The sequence below is a fragment of the Paenibacillus sp. FSL K6-1122 genome (assembly GCF_037977015.1).
GTDB lineage: Bacteria > Bacillota > Bacilli > Paenibacillales > Paenibacillaceae > Paenibacillus > Paenibacillus amylolyticus.
In genome coordinates this window covers 1,433,133-1,452,662 of the sequence record NZ_CP150272.1, presented here as the reverse complement: position 1 = coordinate 1,452,662, position 19,530 = coordinate 1,433,133, and the positions used below count along the sequence as shown (strand labels likewise).

The 19,530-nt window shown below is 46.6% G+C and carries 14 protein-coding genes; 5 read left to right on the top strand and 9 right to left on the bottom strand.

Going from position 1 to position 19,530, the window contains the following annotated elements; genetic code table 11:
• Positions 1-130 precede the first annotated feature (130 nt).
• From NSQ20_RS06335 to NSQ20_RS06325, 3 genes are all read left to right on the top strand, one after another.
• Positions 131-1,048: a YafY family protein gene (locus tag NSQ20_RS06335; protein ID WP_340032128.1), complete on the top strand. Its 918-nt coding sequence runs from the start codon at positions 131-133 to the stop codon at positions 1,046-1,048.
• A gap of 83 nt (positions 1,049-1,131) precedes the next feature.
• Positions 1,132-1,641: a DinB family protein gene (locus tag NSQ20_RS06330; protein WP_340032127.1), complete on the top strand. Its 510-nt coding sequence runs from the start codon at positions 1,132-1,134 to the stop codon at positions 1,639-1,641.
• Between the two features lie 11 nt (positions 1,642-1,652).
• Positions 1,653-2,222, top strand: coding sequence for a YdeI/OmpD-associated family protein (locus tag NSQ20_RS06325; RefSeq protein ID WP_340032125.1), 570 nt, complete (start codon positions 1,653-1,655; stop codon positions 2,220-2,222).
• A gap of 80 nt (positions 2,223-2,302) precedes the next feature.
• On the opposite strand, the gene NSQ20_RS06320 is transcribed toward NSQ20_RS06325, so the two are convergent.
• Complete coding sequence (locus NSQ20_RS06320) at positions 2,303-3,169, bottom strand: helix-turn-helix domain-containing protein (RefSeq protein WP_076319035.1); 867 nt, start codon at positions 3,167-3,169, stop codon at positions 2,303-2,305.
• A 170-nt stretch (positions 3,170-3,339) separates the two neighbouring features.
• On the opposite strand from NSQ20_RS06320, the gene NSQ20_RS06315 reads away from it, so the two are divergent.
• A complete protein-coding gene (locus NSQ20_RS06315; RefSeq protein ID WP_127547933.1) occupies positions 3,340-4,854 on the top strand; it encodes a glycoside hydrolase family 43 protein in 1,515 nt (504 codons plus the stop codon).
• Between the two features lie 314 nt (positions 4,855-5,168).
• On the top strand, positions 5,169-7,469 hold the full coding sequence (locus tag NSQ20_RS06310) for an AraC family transcriptional regulator (protein WP_340032123.1): 2,301 nt from the start codon (positions 5,169-5,171) through the stop codon (positions 7,467-7,469).
• Positions 7,470-7,620: 151 nt separating this feature from the next.
• On the opposite strand, the gene NSQ20_RS06305 is transcribed toward NSQ20_RS06310, so the two are convergent.
• From NSQ20_RS06305 to NSQ20_RS06270, 8 genes are all read right to left on the bottom strand, one after another.
• Positions 7,621-8,673 carry a glycoside hydrolase family 18 protein gene (locus NSQ20_RS06305; RefSeq protein ID WP_340032122.1) on the bottom strand — a complete coding sequence of 351 codons (1,053 nt, stop codon included), beginning with the start codon at positions 8,671-8,673 and terminating at the stop codon, positions 7,621-7,623.
• Between the two features lie 5 nt (positions 8,674-8,678).
• Positions 8,679-11,312: a transglutaminase domain-containing protein gene (locus NSQ20_RS06300; protein ID WP_340032121.1), complete on the bottom strand. Its 2,634-nt coding sequence runs from the start codon at positions 11,310-11,312 to the stop codon at positions 8,679-8,681.
• A gap of 7 nt (positions 11,313-11,319) precedes the next feature.
• On the bottom strand, positions 11,320-12,342 hold the full coding sequence (locus NSQ20_RS06295; RefSeq protein ID WP_340032120.1) for a carbohydrate-binding family 9-like protein: 1,023 nt from the start codon (positions 12,340-12,342) through the stop codon (positions 11,320-11,322).
• Between the two features lie 63 nt (positions 12,343-12,405).
• Positions 12,406-13,692, bottom strand: a complete 1,287-nt coding sequence (locus NSQ20_RS06290; RefSeq protein WP_340032119.1) for an alpha-L-fucosidase — start codon at positions 13,690-13,692, stop codon at positions 12,406-12,408.
• Between the two features lie 107 nt (positions 13,693-13,799).
• Entirely contained in the window at positions 13,800-15,395 is a 1,596-nt protein-coding gene (locus NSQ20_RS06285; RefSeq protein ID WP_315371907.1) for an extracellular solute-binding protein, read from the bottom strand.
• Positions 15,396-15,436: 41 nt separating this feature from the next.
• Entirely contained in the window at positions 15,437-16,345 is a 909-nt protein-coding gene (locus NSQ20_RS06280) for a carbohydrate ABC transporter permease (protein WP_036668765.1), read from the bottom strand.
• Positions 16,346-16,360: 15 nt separating this feature from the next.
• Positions 16,361-17,332 carry an ABC transporter permease subunit gene (locus tag NSQ20_RS06275; RefSeq protein ID WP_340032118.1) on the bottom strand — a complete coding sequence of 324 codons (972 nt, stop codon included), beginning with the start codon at positions 17,330-17,332 and terminating at the stop codon, positions 16,361-16,363.
• A gap of 934 nt (positions 17,333-18,266) precedes the next feature.
• On the bottom strand, positions 18,267-19,190 hold the full coding sequence (locus NSQ20_RS06270) for an S-layer homology domain-containing protein (RefSeq protein ID WP_315371906.1): 924 nt from the start codon (positions 19,188-19,190) through the stop codon (positions 18,267-18,269).
• Between the last annotated feature and the right edge of the window lie 340 nt (positions 19,191-19,530).

Here is a 19,530-nt window from a genome sequence, read left to right as displayed (position 1 = left end):
CATGTTGGAACAAAACTTACTGCATGATATGGCCTCCTATAGACCCTCTGTAATCCTCCATGTTGTTTACCCTGGCGTGATATAATAATGGCCTATAAAGACAAAATGGAATAACGGGCGGGGATACCTTTTGAAATTGGAGCGATTAATCTCAATCATATATAAACTGCTGAACCACGAAGTATTGTCTGCTTCCACCTTGGCGGAAGAGTTTCAGGTGTCCCCAAGAACAATCTATCGGGATATTGATGTAATCTGTGCCGCCGGCTTCCCGGTCGTCTCCCATCAGGGACTCAAAGGTGGCTACGGCATGATGGACGGATACAAGATGGATAAAAGCTTGCTCGGTTCTTATGATGTGGACTCCCTGATCACGGTCCTGAGCAGTCTATCCACAGTATTCGAAGATGCACGTGCACAAGGCACGATTGAACGTCTGCAAACGATTGGGCCGGAGCATCAAACCTCAAGTCTATCGGTGGATCTGGAGACTCGCCGAACCGAACCTGATGCCCTTCCTCATCTGCGTAAAGGTATTACGGATCATCAGGTTGTCCGTTTTGACTACATCAATACAAAGAATGAACATACACCCCGCCATCTGGAACCGGTAAGACTCCATTTTAAATATCGTAATTGGTATGTATATGGATTTTGCCAGACACGGCAGGATTATCGCGAGTTCCGACTGTCCCGGATGATGAACGTGCAACTGACATCGGAACACTTCCAACCCCACCTTGAGCTTCCCCAAGAGACGGTTGTGTCAGATCCGTCATGGCAAGATCAGGTAAGTGATGTAGTATTTCGGGTGAACCCGGAAGCGCTCGCGGAAGCCATGGATCATTTTCAACAGGCAGATAAGCAATTTCACGAGGATGGAAGTATGACGATGCGTATCCCGGTTCATCAACCGTTACAAGCCAAGTGGTTATGGTCGTTTCTACTTAGTTTAGGCAGTGGTGCCGAGGTACTTGAACCGATTGAATTAAGAGACATTCTGAAAGAACAACTTCGAAACGCACTTAAGCTCTATGAAGAAGTATGACACGCTGTTGTCATACTTCTTTTTTTATAATCATCTCAGTAAGTTCATCTAATCCATCGCCAAATTAAAGGAGACGATCATCAATGAATCATCCGGAACAAATGTATAACTACCACGCATGGGCCAACCAAACCATCCTGGGCAGAATCAAGGAACTGCCCTCTTCTGTACTGAGTCAGGAAGTGAACAGTTCATATCCAACTATTGCTCACGCACTCAGCCATATCTATACAGTGGATAAGATGTGGTATCTGGTGTTAACTGGCACCGGGATGCCCGAGGCACTGCAAGCATGCATACCACTCAATAGTGAAATTCACGGTTCTGTGGATGAGTACTTCCAATGTTTTACCGACCTGTCGGCACAATACAGTGAGTGGTTACGAGGCCAAGCTGATCTGGAGCAAACCATTCTACTCAATAATCCATTTGCAGGAGTTCGTGAAACCAGCTTATCGGATATCGTCATCCATGTGGTTAACCACGGAACCTATCATCGAGGCAATGTTTCTACCATGCTGCGTCAATTGGGGTATGCCTCCATCATGAATGACTATTCACTCTTTTGGTATCAGGAACCGGCTCAAGTATAGTTGACAATCGGATGGAAAATGTACATTGTATCCCCATGACGTCGAGGGATGAATTGAGAAATTGGTTGCAGACACATGGAAAAGTTGAGAAATCTTGCTGGGTAATAATAAGCATAAAACCCGTGCCGAATACCCTGCTGTATTTGGACGTGGTTGAGGAGTCGCTGTGCTTTGGCTGGATCGATGGAGTCAAAAAGAAAATATCCGAGACTCAATTAGCACAGAGATTATCTCCTAGAAGTAAACGCAGCTCATGGACTGAATTGAACAAGGAACGTGTCCGTCGTCTTGAAAAGTTGGGCTTCATGCATGACGAGGGTAGACAGGTTCTTCCTGTTATGGAGCCAACTGCTTTCATAATTGATGGTGTGATCGAACAAAGGCTGAAAGAAGACCATCAGGTTTTTGCAAATTTCATGGCCTTCCCTACCCTGTACCAAAACGTTCGGATCGATACGATCCAAAGTGTTAAGAATCAGCCAGTATTATTCCAGAGCAGATTGGATAAGTTCATAACCAACACAAAGGAAAATAAAATGTACGGTCAGTGGCATGACAACGGACGGCTTTTGGACTATTAAATTCCCCCTTTTCCCTGAGACAGCAGACAGGACCTCCCTATGAGGAGGCCCTGTTTTGGTGTTTTATATTCGATCAGGTATTAATGAGTCTGCCTGTATGTTTTGGGGGATTCGCCAAAGGCTTTCTTAAACTGGCGGGTAAAATAATTACTGTCGTTAAACCCGCATTCATACGAAATTTCCGTAATGGACAGATTCCCGTTTTTCAACAAATGACATGCCTTCTCCAGACGCAACTTTTGCAGATAAGAGATCGGGGTCATCTGATAATAGGATCGAAAAATCCGATTCAGATGCCTTATTGAGATATTTGACTTCCCCGCAATATCCTCTAGCGACAGTGGCTCCAGATAATGATCTTCAATGAATGAAATGGCATTTGCCAGATGCATCAGATTATTACCTTCGATCCCTTTCTCCTGTGTATCATATTGCCTCGACAAATAAACAACCATCTCCGTAAGACGTGAGATCAACATCGTCTGATACCCTTGCTGTTTACTCTGATACTCCTCAATCATGAACGATATCAGTGATTCTACATACTCCAGACTGGAAATGGATAACGCCAATTTACTCGGAAAGGAGTGAATATTACGATAAAACGGTTCCAAAACAAACAGCGCCTGGAAGCCGTTAGATTTTCTCAGATCGGGCCCAGCCGAAGCAAGCATCTCGGGACTGAACATAATGTTACAGATCCTAAAATCATGAGGGTCTTTATACGCATGATGGGTGTCGCCATTAATCACAAATGCGTTCCCTTTTTTAATAAAAAATTCTTCGGTGTTCACCACATGGGTTGCATGACCATTCAGAACAATCACAAGTTCCGTAAAATCCATATGATTATGAAGCTCCATGTCCTCAACATGTCCACCGTACTGGATAAAAAACGGAAATTGTTGATGGTCCGAGGTAAACCATCTCAAATATGCATTACTCAAAAGCATTCCCCTCCGCGAACATAGTTGGGTTGAATGTCTATATCATGCTATTCCAAGACCGAAAAATCAAGGTTCCATATACTTATAAGCGTTATAATTCGCCTTGTAGCAGGGATTTTCAATGTGTCCAGATTCATACTAAACTCTCGAAATGAATAGGAGCATAAATGATGAAATATACCAATCCGGTCATTCCGGGGTTTTATCCAGATCCAAGTATCTGCCGTGTAGATGAAGACTATTATCTGGTAACCAGTACCTTTGAATATTTCCCTGGTGTGCCCATCTTCCACAGCAAAGACCTTGTGAACTGGCGACAGATCGGCCATGTCCTCACAACAACTGAGCAACTCCCTTTAGCGAACGCGGGCAGTTCTGGCGGCATTTTTGCCCCAACACTCCGGCACCATGATGGCTGGTTCTACATGACAACAACCAATGTCAGCGGCGGCGGAAATTTTTATGTGCGTAGTGCCCTGCCCGAGGGACCATGGTCTGCTCCGATTTTTATTGATCAGGGCGGCATTGATCCCTCTTTTTTCTTTGATGAAGATGGACGTGTGTATTTTCAAACGGCCTGTAACGGCGATGAAGGCGAAGGCATCTATCAGTGCGAGATAGACATCACGACCGGAGCCAGACTAACCGATAGTCGATTGATCTGGACTGGAACCGGAGGAGCAGCCCCCGAAGCTCCCCACATGTATAAAATAAACGGCCTCTATTATCTGATGATCGCCGAAGGTGGAACCGAGTATGGCCATATGGAGACCATCGCTCGGAGCACAGAGCCATACGGACCATTTGATCCGTGTCCTCATAATCCGATTCTGTCCAATCGGAGCATGAAATCCAGCATTCACGCAACCGGTCATGCAGACCTTGTCCAGATCCAGGATGGAAGCTGGTGGGCCGTATGTCTGGGCCTTCGTCCAGCAGGTTACCCCATGCGACACCATCTCGGACGCGAGACCTTCCTGGCACCTGTCACTTGGACGGATGACGGTTGGCCGATAATCGGTGTGGACGGACATATTGAACCAGAGATGACCGGACCTTCATTGCCTGAGCATCCTTGGTCACCTCGGGCTATACGGGATCATTTTGACGAACCAACTTTGGACATGAACTGGATCTTCTTACGGAACCCGGCTCCGAATAGTTGGACACTCACAGAAAATCCCGGGCAACTCATCCTGCGGGGTCAGCCGGTTTCACTCGATGATGGACAAAATCCAGCCTTTGTTGGGCGTCGATTGAGCCATTTCTTATGCAATATGGCCACCGAGCTGTGTTATGAGCCATTTGCGAGCGGTGAGGAAGCCGGATTAACCTTATTTATGAATAATAAATATCATTACGATTTGGCTGTAACACAGGTCTATGGGCAGAAGAAAATCGTATTGCGGCGAACCGTCGGCTCTCTGCGAACCGAACAGGTGCTTGACTGTGACACGGGGCCGGTTGTATTACAAATCAAGGCTGACCGTAATCACTTCACGTTCCTCTACCAGCAAGGTTCATCCGATGCCATCGAAGTGGGTTCAGGGGAAACACATCTGTTATCTACCGAAGTAGCAAGTGGTTTCACAGGTGTGATGATCGCCATGTACGCTCATGCTCCATCGGGGGAGTGTACGCCTGCAAGTTTCGATTGGTTTGACTATGAACCTCTGGACGAATAATCGTTGTAACTCCTATATTCAGTAATAGAAAATATAATATATGATCAGCTAAAATTATCCCCTTAAAGTAGATACTCTTTGAAAAGCCTTGTGTGGTAGCATAAGGAAATGAGTGAACTTTGAGGGGATTTTGCTATAGCTATATCTTTCTTACGGATTGCACTGGAATTTATAAAAGAACCATTGCTTTATTAGAGAAGTTCTCCTAGTATTTTTAGAAGGAACACCCCAGCAGCTACCATCTTGGCAATAACTTCACTGCCCATATGAGAGCGCTATCGCTGCAGCACTAAGATAAACGGGAGGTTGCAGATATGAAATGGAATCACTTCAAGTCCAAGCTTCTGTTTAAGTACACCCTATCCTATATCTCCATTTTCCTTATCCCTCTTGTTATTTTAACCATCATTATTTATCACAACGCTGTGAACACGCTCCGTTCAGAGATTGAACAGACCAATGTCAATCAGCTCACTCAAGCCAAAACTGTCATTGATGATCGCATGAAAGAACTCCAAGACATCGCTTTTCGCATCGCCTACGATGAGCAGTTAACGCGGTATTGGACCCACCATCCGTACTATAGCCGGGAATCAATCGGCGCATTGGTCAAATACAAAGCCACCAGTTCCATTATCGATGAGTTATTCCTGTTCTTCCGTGAAGATGATAACATCTATTCTTCTCAAGGTTCTGAGAACCTGGATGTATTCACTGGCCGCTACAAATTTACTACGTGGAACAAAACAGACATGATCCGGGATTTGAATAACGTACAGTCCCCCACAATACGTCCAGCGGAGCAGGTCGTCCAAGGAACCAGAATACCCAATTCCATGCTGGCCTACCTTGTACCGATTGCACCTAACAATACGCCTGCCCATGGAACCGTCATGTACTTGATTCACGAGTCCAATCTGACGGGCTTAATTGATTCGATCCTCAGCGACTATCACGGAATGACTTATATTTTCGATAATTTCGGGCAAGTACTGGCAGCCAATTACAAGGGAGAAATCATATCCGAACAGGAAGTAAACGCTCTGTTTGCTCTTGAACCCGGAACGCACAGCATCTCCTTAAATCAAGAACCACATTCGGTTGTATCCGTTAAATCGGATGCGGGTTGGACTTATGTAACCGCTATGCCCAGCAACCAATTTTTTAGCCGAATCGTTCATATTCGCACCTTTGTTGTTCTTGTTTTCTCCTTCATGGTGGTGATGGGCACGTTCCTCGCCATTATGTTGGCCCGAAGACAGTACCATCCGATTTCAGACTTAATGGAGTTCATTCGGTTGAAAAATGATCCTGATCCATCCTCCACCACCAACGAGCTGGAATGGATCAAGAAAACACTGCATGATTATAGTCAGCGCGTAGATCTTCAGGAGCCCTATGCTCGCAATCATATTTTGCTCATGTTGCTGAAGCACGGTCACACCGGAGATTTCCCCTCTGAGTTTACGGATAAGCTTGGCATACGCTTTAACCGATCCCATTATTTTGTCATGATCATGGGCTGGGAAATGCATTCTTTTCCTATCGGTGGTAACCCCGAGCAACCTACTGTCATGCAGCTGATGAACGATGTGGACCTGCCGGAGTTGTCTGCATATGCTTACGGCGTAGAGCTGCCACAGGCAGACCAATTGGCCCTTATCGTGGGATTCGATGCCGAAATTGGGCATGAAGGAAGCCTGAATATCCGTATGGAGCCTATCGTTGAAAAACTGCAATGGATGGTGATTGAACACACCGGAGTTGCGCCCGCAATCGGGATAGGCAATCGGTACACTTATCCGAAACAGCTGAATCAGTCCTACATTGAAGCCTCGACCGCTCTGGAAGCATCGATGCTGCATGGACAGGGCAGCAGTACATACTTTAACGACCTTTCCGGTTCCGATGTACAGGATTCTTCCTTCTGGGTCCCTAAGGATGTGTTATTAAAGCTGGTTCAAAGCTTAAAACAAGGCAGCTATGATGTGGCAGTTCAGATGGTGTCAACTGCGTTGAATACCCTGAAATCCGAAATGCCGTCTGTACCGCTGCTGCGTTGCATCTGCTTTGATATTCTGAATACAATGCTCAAAACCGCTTCGGAGCTTGGAATCCACCATGTGGTTGATCAACTTCCAAGGATCACTTCCTACGACTCGTTAGAGGATTTGGAGAAAAAACTGACAGGCCTTGCCGCCGAAATCTGCGCCCATGTCGAGGCGAAGAGTGAGACGGAAGAAAGCTCTCTTATGGATGAAATCGTGGCTTATATCGATGCCAATTTCTCTGATTATGATCTCAGTTTAGGTACGATTTCATCGAAATTCACGATCTCTTCATCCTATTTCAGTCGTTCATTTAAAGAAAAGATCGGCATGAACTTTACCCAATATATCTGGCAGAAACGGATGGATGAGGTCATTCGACTACTGCTTCATACTACCGATCCGTTAAAAGATATCATCACGCGTGTCGGTTACCTGGATACACCAAACTTCATCCGTAAATTCAAAAAAGAGACGGGTTATACCCCAGGGCAATACCGTAAAATGCACCGTCCCAACGGCTCCGCCGATTCTCCTGATGATGATGACGAGGAATGTATTGGATAAATGGTGATATCGTCTAACATGTGCCAGATTCGTTAGACCAAAATATCGCAAACAAGGGGCCGTCCTATACGTCATGAGCATGACGTATAGGACGGCCCCTTCGTATGTTTTTAGTCCGAAGACATAATCTGCTTCGTCGCGGCCAGCGGCCTTATCCGATTTTCCCAGCCGGAAGAACCTTCAGCCCTTGATGCACTGCACCCAGCAAACGGTGAGTTGGATCACAGCCGTACTCCCAGAACATGATTCCGGCCAGACCTTGTTCCTTTACGTAATCACATTTGCATTGAATCGATTCTTCATCATCATAAGAAATGAGGCTGGATCCATTAAACAGAAATGGTGCACAGGCTTCTTCATCCCAATAACGAGTGTAACCATTCTTGTTAATGTACTTCGCTTCCAGCTCGGCAAATGATGGTCCATATCCGCCTGTACTACCGGCCATTTGATGGAGCCCGTAGTTTCGGTCAGGAACCTCAGTCCATATCCGGGAATAGAACGCAGCTCCGATCACAATTTTCTCCTTTGGAACGCCTGCGCTAACAAACAGGTTCACGGAAGCATCCGTACTGATTCGAAACAGATCTCCGGTTGGCGTGTACAGATTCGTATGATGTCCGGTCAGAACTTGAAAACCGCCACGCATATCATAGGTCATCAACTGCACGTAGTCCAGGTACTGCTGCACCTTAGCCATCTCTGTACCATCAACGTAGTATTGATCAGCCCCTGCTGCAATGGTGAGCAGATAATGACGGCCATCCTCTTCTCCCTTGGCACTCAGTGCCTCACGGATCGTCTTGAGAAGTAAAGTGAAATTCCGTTTATCATCAGGACTGGATGCGATACCAGCTTCACCGTAACAAGGATATTCCCAGTCCAGATCAATCCCGTCAAAAAGATATTCCTCCAGCACCCTAACCGCCGATGCAGCCATGCTGTCCCTCCCCGCCTGGGTTGAGGCGGCTTCAGAGAAACCGCCTGCGCTCCATCCGCCTACAGACAACAGCACTGTAAGATTTGGATGCTCCCGCTTGATGTTCCGAATCACATGGCCGTTTTTTAAATGCTCGGTGGTGATTGCATCATTCTTGACATGTCCAAAGGCTACGTTCAGATGTGTTAACTTCAAGAGATCCTCATGTGTCATGTCGGGAAGAACTGAATCAACAGCATAACCCGCAGCGATATATTTCGTCACTCTCTTCACTCCGATCTGTTCAATGATTGAGATATCGCAACAGCAATCTGCAAGGCTTCCTTCCCGGTACCAATCTTGTAGCCGGAAGCCGAATAACGAACTTGATGCTGAGTATCCATCACGAACAGATGTGGATAACCCGCTTCATAAGCCGCAGGCTTCGAATTGAAGCCGGACAAGGAAGCATAACTGGAATCTCGTACAAAAACCGTGCGTACAGGCAGTTTTGGATAACCAGCAGGGTCAAAGGCAGCGTTCCATTCCATATCTCCGATCATGAGTACGATGGGTATTCCCAACTTATCCAGCGGCTCTGCCAGCTCACACAGTTCACGAATCAGATGTTTGGTCGGTTCCCGCTCCGGTTCAATCCAGGCTGCAATGGCACCCTCCGATCCCAGAAGTTCCTCCAGTTCTACCTCTGAACCATCCAGACGGGTCAATACACTTCCTGGTGCCAGTTTACCCAGTACAGGAATATCAACCTCAGTCTCACGATAAGACAATACAACCTCAGTGGTATCTCCGGCGTTCACGGTAAAGTAAACGAATCGTACTTTTGCCGTTCCATCTTTCAGACGAATGCCTGTCGTTAAGCGATAAGCTCCTGCCTCAACCTCATATGGCTCGCTATAGACATCCGTACTGCCATAAGGATAAATCAATGTCTTATAGACGCCATCTTCCAGACGGGCAAACGAGAAATTTTCGAAATAAGATGCTTCAGGTGTATCCTGCGGAACTTTTATATCCCTATGAAGTTGGAGCATCCCCCAGCTTGTGCTCTCCTGAGTTAGAGGTGAGGTGAGACTAAACACTGCATCCTCCCAGCCTCTATCACTTAGATACTGTGGTTTCTGTGCGCTGGGATGTAATCGGGCCGGAATACCCAAACTGCGACATACAGCCACAAACAAAATATCCAGTGACTGAAAGTCTCCCTTCATTAGACTAAACGTCCCTATTGGATTCCCTTTGCCTTTTAGATTAGGAAGATCTTCATAGTGTTCATATTGCTGTTCCAGTATTCGGGCAAGTTGCGAGGGATTCTCCCTGAAAGTTGCCGCTTCATCTGCCGAAAAGGCATTCTGGAATACACCCCGATAAGGGACCAGCATCTCATAGGAGATCCGCGGACACAGGATGTATCTCACGAACGTATATTCCGCCCATGATCCTTGTTGCGAGAGTGCACCGATCAGATGATCATCCAGCGTCTGTCGAAAAGTATCAATTAAATCTTTTTCATTCATCGACTCCAGCAACCGGAGCGGCCACTCATCGTATGGATTGGAACGTTCCTCTAGGAAAGCTACAATCTCCCGGCTGTTCCCCCGTGCCTTGCGGAGAATATCCCATACACGTACCGAGGGCAGTCCAACCTTTTTAGCCAGCGAGACAGCTTCCTCCTCACTCAGGAACGTGTCCTCATACTCGCTCCGGGTCTGCGCTCCTTCCTCCAGACGACGATTATGAATCTCAATCTTCTCTTCCGGTAATGCAACCACGACCTCTCCCTCCCTTTCCTGAGGAGGAACCATATCGAAATCTACAATCCCTGTAGGCTGCTCTGATGAGTTCAGCACAAGCTCTACATCCTTATTTTCCTGAGCCTTGAATAGGACCTCACTCCACTTGCCTCCGCTGACCCCACGAATCAAAAGGTCACCACGGCCAGTCTTAAAGGTCGCTTCCCCTTGTGCATCCGTCCTAATCTCGGCAATCGGATAGAATTCAGCCGAATTGTACAGCTCCAAACGGACACTCGCTCCGGGTACGGGCTCTCCCTGTTCATTTTTCACCTTCACATAGATGTTGCGTGTGGGCGCATAGTTCTCAAGTAAATTAATTTCCGTATATCCCTTTTCGGAGAGCGTAATATCCTCTGGTCCGGGATAGTCGGCATAGATCCTCGTATTAATCAGCATGGCCCTGCGGGCTGGCGGGCTGAACCACCCTTGATTCAGACGGGCTTCCGGCTCGCATGCCCCGATGTAATACCATTGACCATCTGCCCAGGCTTCTACCCAAGCATGATTGCTGTCACAGTGAGCCCAGCGCGGCGTATAGACCTGACGGGCAGGTATGCCGATGCTGCGAAGAGCGGCCACCGCCAGCGTGGATTCTTCGCCGCATCGACCACGAGCATTCCGGATCATCGTCAGCGGTGATATCGTGCGCAGATCGCTGCCAATATAGGTCGCTTTCTCATGACACCAGTAATTGGTCTCCAAAATGGCATCCGCCATGGATAACTTTGCTGTCCGCTCGGCTAATTCGTCATACATCAACCCGCGGTAATCTTCAATATTTTCTGTATTTATCCGATAAGGTAGCACAAAATGAAGGAACAGATGATCCGGAACGCGATCTCCCCAAGGCACACGTTTACGGGTGTCCAAAGCCCGGCGTACATGGCTCAAGAACAGGTCCCCGTTATAATCAGCCAGGTCGTTTACCGGCATATAGGCATATATATACTTCAATGCCCATGTCTCTTCTTGCGTTAGCTCCTGCTGAAAAATATGAAACAACTCCGATTTGCGGGCCTCTGCAAAACGTACCTTCTCCTGGAACTTCTGCTCGATCCTCTCCAATAACTGTGCATCAAGGGAAAATACCAAAGTTTGGCTGGTCATTGCGTTATCACTCCTTCCACAGCTTTCCGTCTTCCCGAATACAGATCAAGGCCGTTCCGTCCGAAGACGACGCAGTAATCTGGAACAGGCTGCGAGTCGTTTCAATAACAGGCTCACAGCTCAACGATTCCTCACCCAAAAGCAGCTTCACATCCTGTGTAAATTCACCATGGGTTTCATAATAATTACGTTCACGGTAGTAGAGCTTGCGAAGCTCCCATTTGATTCGTTCGTCTTCAGGCAACTCAAACGACTGATCCGTTCCGTCATCCGAGAATACAACATAACCCCATAACTCCGGGTAATGCATGTTGATAATACCCATAGGTGACCACACCCAGTTGTCCTCCGGATAAGGTTTACCCGTATCTGGATTCAGCACCTTGCGGTACTCACCGTCCTGTACCTCGGTTTGCCACTCCACACGCGAGAAGTTGACACGCCAGAACTCACCCGGCGCAGGTGGACGGATTCCTTCGGCACATTCCTTCAGACTGGCCCAGGGAATAGCGACTTCCACGCTCCATTTCCGATTCTCTGCACCAGGTCTGTTCAGTTCCCCATCGATATATACGGCCGTCTTGAGACCGCTGATATCCCAACCGTTAACCGGAGGCCCACCATCCCGATAAGGCTTCACTAATAACAGGTCCCATACCGTATTGAGCGCATTGATCTCGAACTCATAATATTGATGGGAATCCCCGTCGGGATCGATAAAAATCTCGAAGTCATTGTCATAAAAAATAACGGAATCACGTTCAGTCAGGGTAGCCCATATCTGATCTTCAATCAGCTCGGCAGCAAAATAGAAATAGTCTTCATCCCACAGCATTTTTACCCGTGTCTGTTTCTCTGGCTTCGGACGAAGATCACCTTCGATATCAACGAAATCCTCCGTCCAATGAGCCGCATCCCAGAATGCCTTATCCACACGACCGTCTAACACCAATGGTTCCTGCGCACGCTTGCATATATAATGTTTGGGAGCATACTCAATCCTGGGTTCTGGCACTCCAATTCTGTTCATGTCACTCTCTCCAATTCGTAAGGGAGGGCATGCATCTACCAGCACACGCCCTCCCCGTAATGGTTAGTTATGGGTGACAACGGCCCCAGAGCCGCCGTACATTTCCAGCTCCTCATCAAATTCGAGCTTAAGAACGGTCACCTGTTCATGCGTGTCCTTCGGGGTCATCTTGATCCACGTTGTCCCCGGGATATTGAACCAAGGCACGCCCCCATGAATCTCATGATTAAGCTCTTTGCCCGAATGCAGCACGGTAATTTTCTTGATCGGATTGCAGAGACCCTTGATGCACACATTCTCTTTTGGATCGTCATACACAAACAGGTACAGCGTCTTTCGATCCTCGGATACAGTGCTTCCCCCCAGATAATAGCGAGGCATAATGCCTTCACCCGTGCCAAAGACGGCCTCTTCATGGGTTCGGATCCAAGCTCCCAGTCCAAGCAGAATATCCTCCTGCCTCTGATCGATGGTGCCATCTTCACGCGGACCGATATCCAGCAACATATTACCGCCCATCGAAATGCAGTCGCAGAACATTCGAATGATCTGATTTAACGATTTGTATTTATGATCTGTTGGCACATAACCCCAAGATCTATTGATCGTGGTGCAGAATTCCCAGGGTCCCTCCGGTCTTGTGATCGGAATGCCTTGCTCAGGCGTTTTGTAATCCCCATAACCTTGAAGGCGGGAGTTGATGATGATATCCGGGTTAAAAGATTGCAGATAATGCTTGAACTCCGGCAGATTCCACTGCTCGGCACTCCGTTCCCAGTCCCCATCAAACCACAGCAGATCCACCTTTCCGTAATTTGTTAAAACCTCTTCCAGTTGATGGTTATTGAATTGCAGGAACTTCTGCCACTTTGCCTGATCTTGAACGCCGTCCACAGGACTTGAGTGCCGGTTGACACTGCTGAGATCCTCAGGCACTTTTCCACCTTCATACACGCTAGGATAATCCGGGTGTGACCAATCAATGAGTGAGTAATACATCCCCAGATGAATGCCCTTTTCCCGAATCGCTTCCGCATATTCCTTCACAATGTCCCGATTCGCTGGTGTCTGTTTAACAACATTGAGATCACTATATTGCGTATCCCATAGAGCAACGCCGTCATGATGCTTCGTTGTTAATACGGCATACCGGGCACCAGACTTCTCAATCAATTCCGCCCACTTCTCCGCATTGAATTCCGATGCCGTAAAACCATCCAACTGTTTCATATATTCTTCATAGGATATCCTGCCATTATAGAAGGACCAGGATTCCGCAACCCCGTCCACCGCATAGATGCCATAGTGAATGAATATCCCCAGTTTGGCTTCTTCAAACCATTTCTGCATAACGGTTCACACCTCCCGCAAGAATTCTTATATGCGAAAAATTTAATGCAGCTAACAATATTGAAGCTAACTGCTCTCTTTCTGCATGGGATGTACCTCGATAGGCCTTATTGCCCCGAATTCCAGCGGTCATATGCCCCCTGATACAGTTCGATGATACGGTCACTGCCCATTTTCTCCATCTGTGCAATGTACTTATCCCAGTTCTCAAGTGGTTCCTGGCCGGTCACAAACTTCGCTTCCATCTGTTTAACGTACGTATCCAGGTCAGACAATAGAGCGGTTGCTTCGCTTTGCTCTTCATTCGTCAAATAAACGTTAGGAAATGGTGCTTTTCCGATAGGTACCAACTTCTCTTGATTTTGCGTGTCAATCCACTCATCAAATTCGGTGCGAAGACCCTTCGCTACATCCGGATCATTAATACCCGGTGTCAAGATACCAAAGTTCGGCGTGATTTTACCCCGGTATTCCTCACGATCACCGCCGCCAGGAACGGGGAGCCACTCTTTCACGTGATTTTCCTTGTCTTTGAATTTCCACAGCACACCTTCCGGACCTTGATTGAACAGTGTCGCACCGTCATAGCTGTATAGGTAATCGATCCATCGCATCGTCGCCTCGGGTGACGGGTTGCTGCTTGTAATAGCAAAGGTACCGCGAGCCGACATGCCCGGATGCTTGCCGTATACCGGAGAGTCTGCCACCTCGCTCTTCACGGGTGTCATCAGCGGATGATCCGTGCTAGGTTCACCACCGAGTGTGAAGTATGGATGGTAATCGTTGAACAGTGCAAGTTTGTTGCTTTCACCTTTAGCTTTTTTCTGATCACCTGTTTGAGAGAAGGTCTCATGATCCAGCAAGTCTTCCTTCCACAAGCGGTTCATGAATGTAAGATAACCTTTGTAACCTTCTTCTTGATAAGGATAGTGAACTTTACCGTCCTTATCGGAATAGATGCCTTCGTTGTACATTCCCCAGAAGCCGAAGAAAAACATGCGAAGATCATCAAGTTTTACAGAAGTAAGCGGAATTTCATCTTGCTGGCCATTGCCATTGGGATCTTCTTCTTTTACACGCTTGAGATACGTATACAATTCTTCCGTAGTCTTGGGCTCTTCTACGTTAAGTGCCTTCAAGAATTCCCCGTTGTACCACATTGGGCCTCTATACCACACGGCGGCTTTATCAATGAATGGGAGTGCATACATATGCCCATCAGGTGTTGTAAATGATTTACGGACATCCGGGTTCTCATCGAGAATCTTTTTGATATTTGGGGCGTAACCTTCGTCAATGTATTTTTCCAACGGGATCAGGATGCCCTGGCTGCCATAAGTCACCTGCTCGGCTGGCTTGAGGTCCGCAGCATAGAACATATCCGGCAAGTCTCCGCTCGCGAAAACCAGATTTTTCTTCGTTTCAAAGCTGTCGATTGGTGAGAGCTGGTACTCCAGCTTGATGCCCGACAGTTTCTCCATTTCTTGCAGCACAGGCATGGTGCTCCAATCGGCTACGCCCGCATCCTGGGACATGACCTTCAACGTTAGCGTTTTGTCTACAATGGGGAAACCTTCCTTTTTGACCCCCTCTACTTTGGAGGTCGTGCCTCCATCTTCATTGGTTGAACCACAAGCTGCAAGCAATGTTGCGAATAAGGTGAGACAGAGTGTAATGGATGAAGCCTTGCGAAGCTTTTTCATAACAACAACTCCCCTTGTTTAATGTGGTATATGGATTAAGATCATCCCTTAACGGAACCGATCATAACACCCTGTACAAAGTAACGCTGGAGGAATGGATACACCGCAATGACCGGTAGGGTGGCAACAATAATGACAGCATATTTGACCAGTGCAGCGATCTCCGCTTTGGTATTCATCGCCGTTGCTGAAGACGTATCGATAGCGCCTCCCCCTTGAGCCGCCATTTCTTGAAGCACCAGAATCTGGCGCAGAAAGAGCTGCAGCGGGTACTTGGAAGAATCATTCAGATAGATCATGGCACTAAAATAGCTGTTCCAGTGTCCGACTCCATAGAAGAGCGCCATCACTGCAATGATTGGCATCGAAAGCGGGAGCACAATCTTGATGAACAACCGGGTGTTGGTACACCCATCAATATGCGCCGCTTCCTGTAACTCCTTGGGAATGGTCGATTGGAAGAACGTCCGGCATACGATAATATTCCAGATGGATGCAGCCCCGGGCAGAATAAGTGCCCACATGCTGTTCACCATACCAAGATCCTTGACCAGCAGGTAACTTGGGACAAGCCCTCCGCCGAAGAACATCGTTACCATAAACATCGCCATGAAGAATCCACGTCCCACAAAGTCCGAGCGGCTGAGCGCATAGGCTGCCGGTAGTGTAACAATCAGGTTAACGATGGTGCCTACAACGGTATAGATAATCGTATTTTTGTACCCAATCCAGATGTTGGTGTTCTCAAACACCCGGGCGTAACCTTCAAACGTAATCCCTTTTGGCAGTAGCCACATCTCACCAGAGGCTACATATTTGGGATCACTGATTGAAGCACTGATGATGTATAACAGCGGATACAGCACAATGACGAGCGCTACCGTCAGATAGATGTAATTGCACAATAAGAACAATTTATCACTTCTGCTTTCTTTCACAGCGGATGACATGTGTATTCCCTCCTTTTACCACAGGCTGTTTTCACTGGTGCGGCGTGCAATCTGATTCACGGTAATAAGCAGAATCGCATTCACTACGGAGTTGAACAATCCCACCGCCGTAGAGAAACTGTACTGCGCATCAACCAGACCGGACCGATAGACAAATGTTGAGATGACATCGGACGAGCCCATGTTCAGCGGATTTTGCAGCAGCAGGATTTTCTCGAATCCGACGCCCAGAATACTGCCCATATTCAGAATTAACAAGATGGTGATCGTAGGGATGATCGCTGGAATGTTAATATGCAAAATCCGTTTGAAACGGCTCGCACCATCCACCACAGCCGCTTCATGCAGTTGCGGGTCCACACCCGATAGAGCGGCAAGGTATATAATGGTGCCCCAGCCTGCACTTTGCCAGACTCCTGATAGTACATACACTGTCTTGAACCACGCAGGGTCCGTCAGGAATTGAGGTGCCTGGAATCCAAGAGCCTGTACCAAATTGACAATCATGCCTGACGAGGGTGATAAAAAGGTAATGATCATCCCCGACATCACCACGACCGAAATGAAATGCGGTGCATACGTGACGGTCTGCACAGTACGCTTGAAGATGGAATCCTTCACTTCATTGAACGCTAACGCCAGAATAATCGGCAGTGGAAAACCTATAGCCAGCTCATACAAGCTGATGCTAAGGGTATTCCATAATAAATCCCAGAAATAATACGAATTGAAGAAACGGATGAAATGATCGAATCCGACCCATGGGCTTCCTGTGACACCAAGCGTTGGGATAAAGTTTTTAAATGCAATTTGTATGCCGTACATCGGACCATAATGGAATATCAGAAAGTATAAAAAGGCTGGCGCAATAAACAGATACAACTCCCAGTTCCGAATCGTCCTTCTCCATAATTTATTTTTCTTGCTATTCGGAATCGTGTTTACCGTTAAGTTTTGCGTCGAGGGAGACTCCCCATTTAGCTGCATCAGTTGTTTCCTCCTTTTCTAATGAAAATCCGGCCGTTTGTGAGGAAGAGCGAAGCACTCCTGTTTTAATATAAGAAGGAGTTCCGAACCGCGTCTCCATAACGAGCGGCTCTGTTCCCCCCCTTAATTGGTAACGCTTACATACTGAGTTTATGGATCATTTTCGAATCCGTAAATATGCCATTTCCATCTTCACTTCTAAAATCACGGAATATACTGTTACAACAGGGGTTTACACTTTTGTTGCCAGCTTGTCATTGTCATTTCGCGGGTATAAAACATGTAGAATTTGACCTATTTCCCTCCTGTAGTTGTCATTGAGAGTTTCATCACATGAACTTGAAAGATGTCAGATCCGAACTTAGGTTAGAAAACAGACCTTAAAGTCAAAACCCACATATACGCATGGGACATGGTATTGATGTCTACAGCCATCATACTGAATTCTAAGGTTTGCAGGTTTCAAGGTTTTACCGACGTGATGAAATGTAATATTATCTATCATACATCTCTCACAAACTACAAGCCTGTAATGGCTTGCCTTTATTCTATATTTCTCCTCCCTCTTTCGTATATATGTTGTTTTTATCTTTGCCTTCAGGATACATAAACGCTTATAAACACTAGTAATTTGGAGTCATATATGTAAATTTTGCACAAGGTGTGGAATCTGAAAACAGTAGATATTTCGGAAAAGACCATTAAAAAAAGCCATTCCGCTAACACGAACTGGCTTTACATCCTAAGTAGATATCCATTTCTTTATAAAAAAGCGACAGGATTAATTACACTAAATGTAATATAAATAATCATATGAAAACCTGTGTACAGTTTCAACTCAAATAAAAAACCACTCTCCATACATGTATGGAGAATGGTTTTGAAGATACACATCCGTTTTAACCATGTTCAGTTTGTAGGGTTTGCAGTGAATTTACTTACCAGAAGGTTGAGCTTCTGCTGTATACCCTGTTGGGATATCCGTTTCTGCAGTCACATTGGTGATAACCATCGGATACATCATGTCTGGATCAGGTTGAATAATGGAATAGAGCACGATAGCGCGTCCATCCTTCTCCAATTTCACATCATCAATCTTCAATCCATAACCAGGATGCGGCATTTCAGCACTGAGTTTAACTTTGGTTGTTTTGTCATCAACCTTTGTCGTTGTTACTTCAGGTACAATCGCTTGTTGGCCTTCACCTGGATTGGTTGGAGTTGGCTCTGCTGAGCCGCCATTGCCGTGTTTATCCACAAATTCAAGTGCATTGAAGATCATGCTTGCAGCCTCCATACGGGTAAGCGACTGATCTGGACGGAAGTTACCGTCCTTATCCAGTTCAATGATGTTCATGTTCAGCAGGTTCTGGACTGCAGATATGGCGTCCTTACCGATTTTATTTTCGTCCTTAACAAGATTATACTTCATGATGACCGGATAATTCCCGGTTGTGTTAATCCCTTCATTCAGCAAAATGACAAACAGTTCACGTGTCATCTTGCCCTGCGGGTTCACTTCAACCGGAATGGACAGTCCATTCTGAGTAGCGGCCTGCACCGCATCGGCATACCACGTATCCGGACTGATTTTATTCTGAGCGGATGCTTCCGCAAATTCATTTTTCAGACCAAATGCATTCACAATCAGTTGAACACCCTGTGGCTCGGACAATGCAAGATCTGGACGGAACAGATCCGCTGTTACTCCGCTAACAATACCTTTTGATTTCAATGAATCCACAATCGACTTCTGACCTTCATCCTTCACATCTGTGAAAGCAAATACCGATGCACCTCCTGCTGTCAAAGAAACGCAGAGCGCAAGTGTTGCAGCCAAACCTTTTTTATGTTTCATTTCCTGGCACCTCCATATGATTAGTAAAGCCTATTTTTTACCTCTTCATTCCTACAGACGGGGCATCCTTAGAAAATGTTTCAGTAATTTCGACATCTGGTGAATACAACACGAGAACACGGCATAGAACCCTTCTCCAACGCCGATAATCTAAATCACCTGCTTTTTGCTAAGTGGCTTCGTTGACATCCCATCGGATTAGCGCAAAAATAAGAATAGAGAAATCTATCAGATGACGGATAAACAACGAACTGGATCGCATACAGTAAGAGGGCACGACGCGCTAATAACAGGTGTCGGCCCTTTTCTTGACTCCACCTGCTGAACTGACTTCACCTAT

What these genes read in the sequence shown, in the direction of transcription:
- NSQ20_RS06270 (WP_315371906.1), bottom strand. Translation starts at nt 19,190, where the DNA reads ATGAAACATAAAAAAGGTTTGGCTGCAACACTTGCGCTCTGCGTTTCT.
- NSQ20_RS06310 (WP_340032123.1), top strand. Translation starts at nt 5,169, where the DNA reads ATGAAATGGAATCACTTCAAGTCCAAGCTTCTGTTTAAGTACACCCTA.
- NSQ20_RS06315 (WP_127547933.1), top strand. Translation starts at nt 3,340, where the DNA reads ATGAAATATACCAATCCGGTCATTCCGGGGTTTTATCCAGATCCAAGT.
- NSQ20_RS06325 (WP_340032125.1), top strand. Translation starts at nt 1,653, where the DNA reads ATGGAAAATGTACATTGTATCCCCATGACGTCGAGGGATGAATTGAGA.
- NSQ20_RS06285 (WP_315371907.1), bottom strand. Translation starts at nt 15,395, where the DNA reads ATGAAAAAGCTTCGCAAGGCTTCATCCATTACACTCTGTCTCACCTTA.
- NSQ20_RS06295 (WP_340032120.1), bottom strand. Translation starts at nt 12,342, where the DNA reads ATGAACAGAATTGGAGTGCCAGAACCCAGGATTGAGTATGCTCCCAAA.
- NSQ20_RS06330 (WP_340032127.1), top strand. Translation starts at nt 1,132, where the DNA reads ATGAATCATCCGGAACAAATGTATAACTACCACGCATGGGCCAACCAA.
- NSQ20_RS06290 (WP_340032119.1), bottom strand. Translation starts at nt 13,692, where the DNA reads ATGCAGAAATGGTTTGAAGAAGCCAAACTGGGGATATTCATTCACTAT.
- NSQ20_RS06280 (WP_036668765.1), bottom strand. Translation starts at nt 16,345, where the DNA reads ATGTCATCCGCTGTGAAAGAAAGCAGAAGTGATAAATTGTTCTTATTG.
- NSQ20_RS06275 (WP_340032118.1), bottom strand. Translation starts at nt 17,332, where the DNA reads ATGCAGCTAAATGGGGAGTCTCCCTCGACGCAAAACTTAACGGTAAAC.
- NSQ20_RS06300 (WP_340032121.1), bottom strand. Translation starts at nt 11,312, where the DNA reads ATGACCAGCCAAACTTTGGTATTTTCCCTTGATGCACAGTTATTGGAG.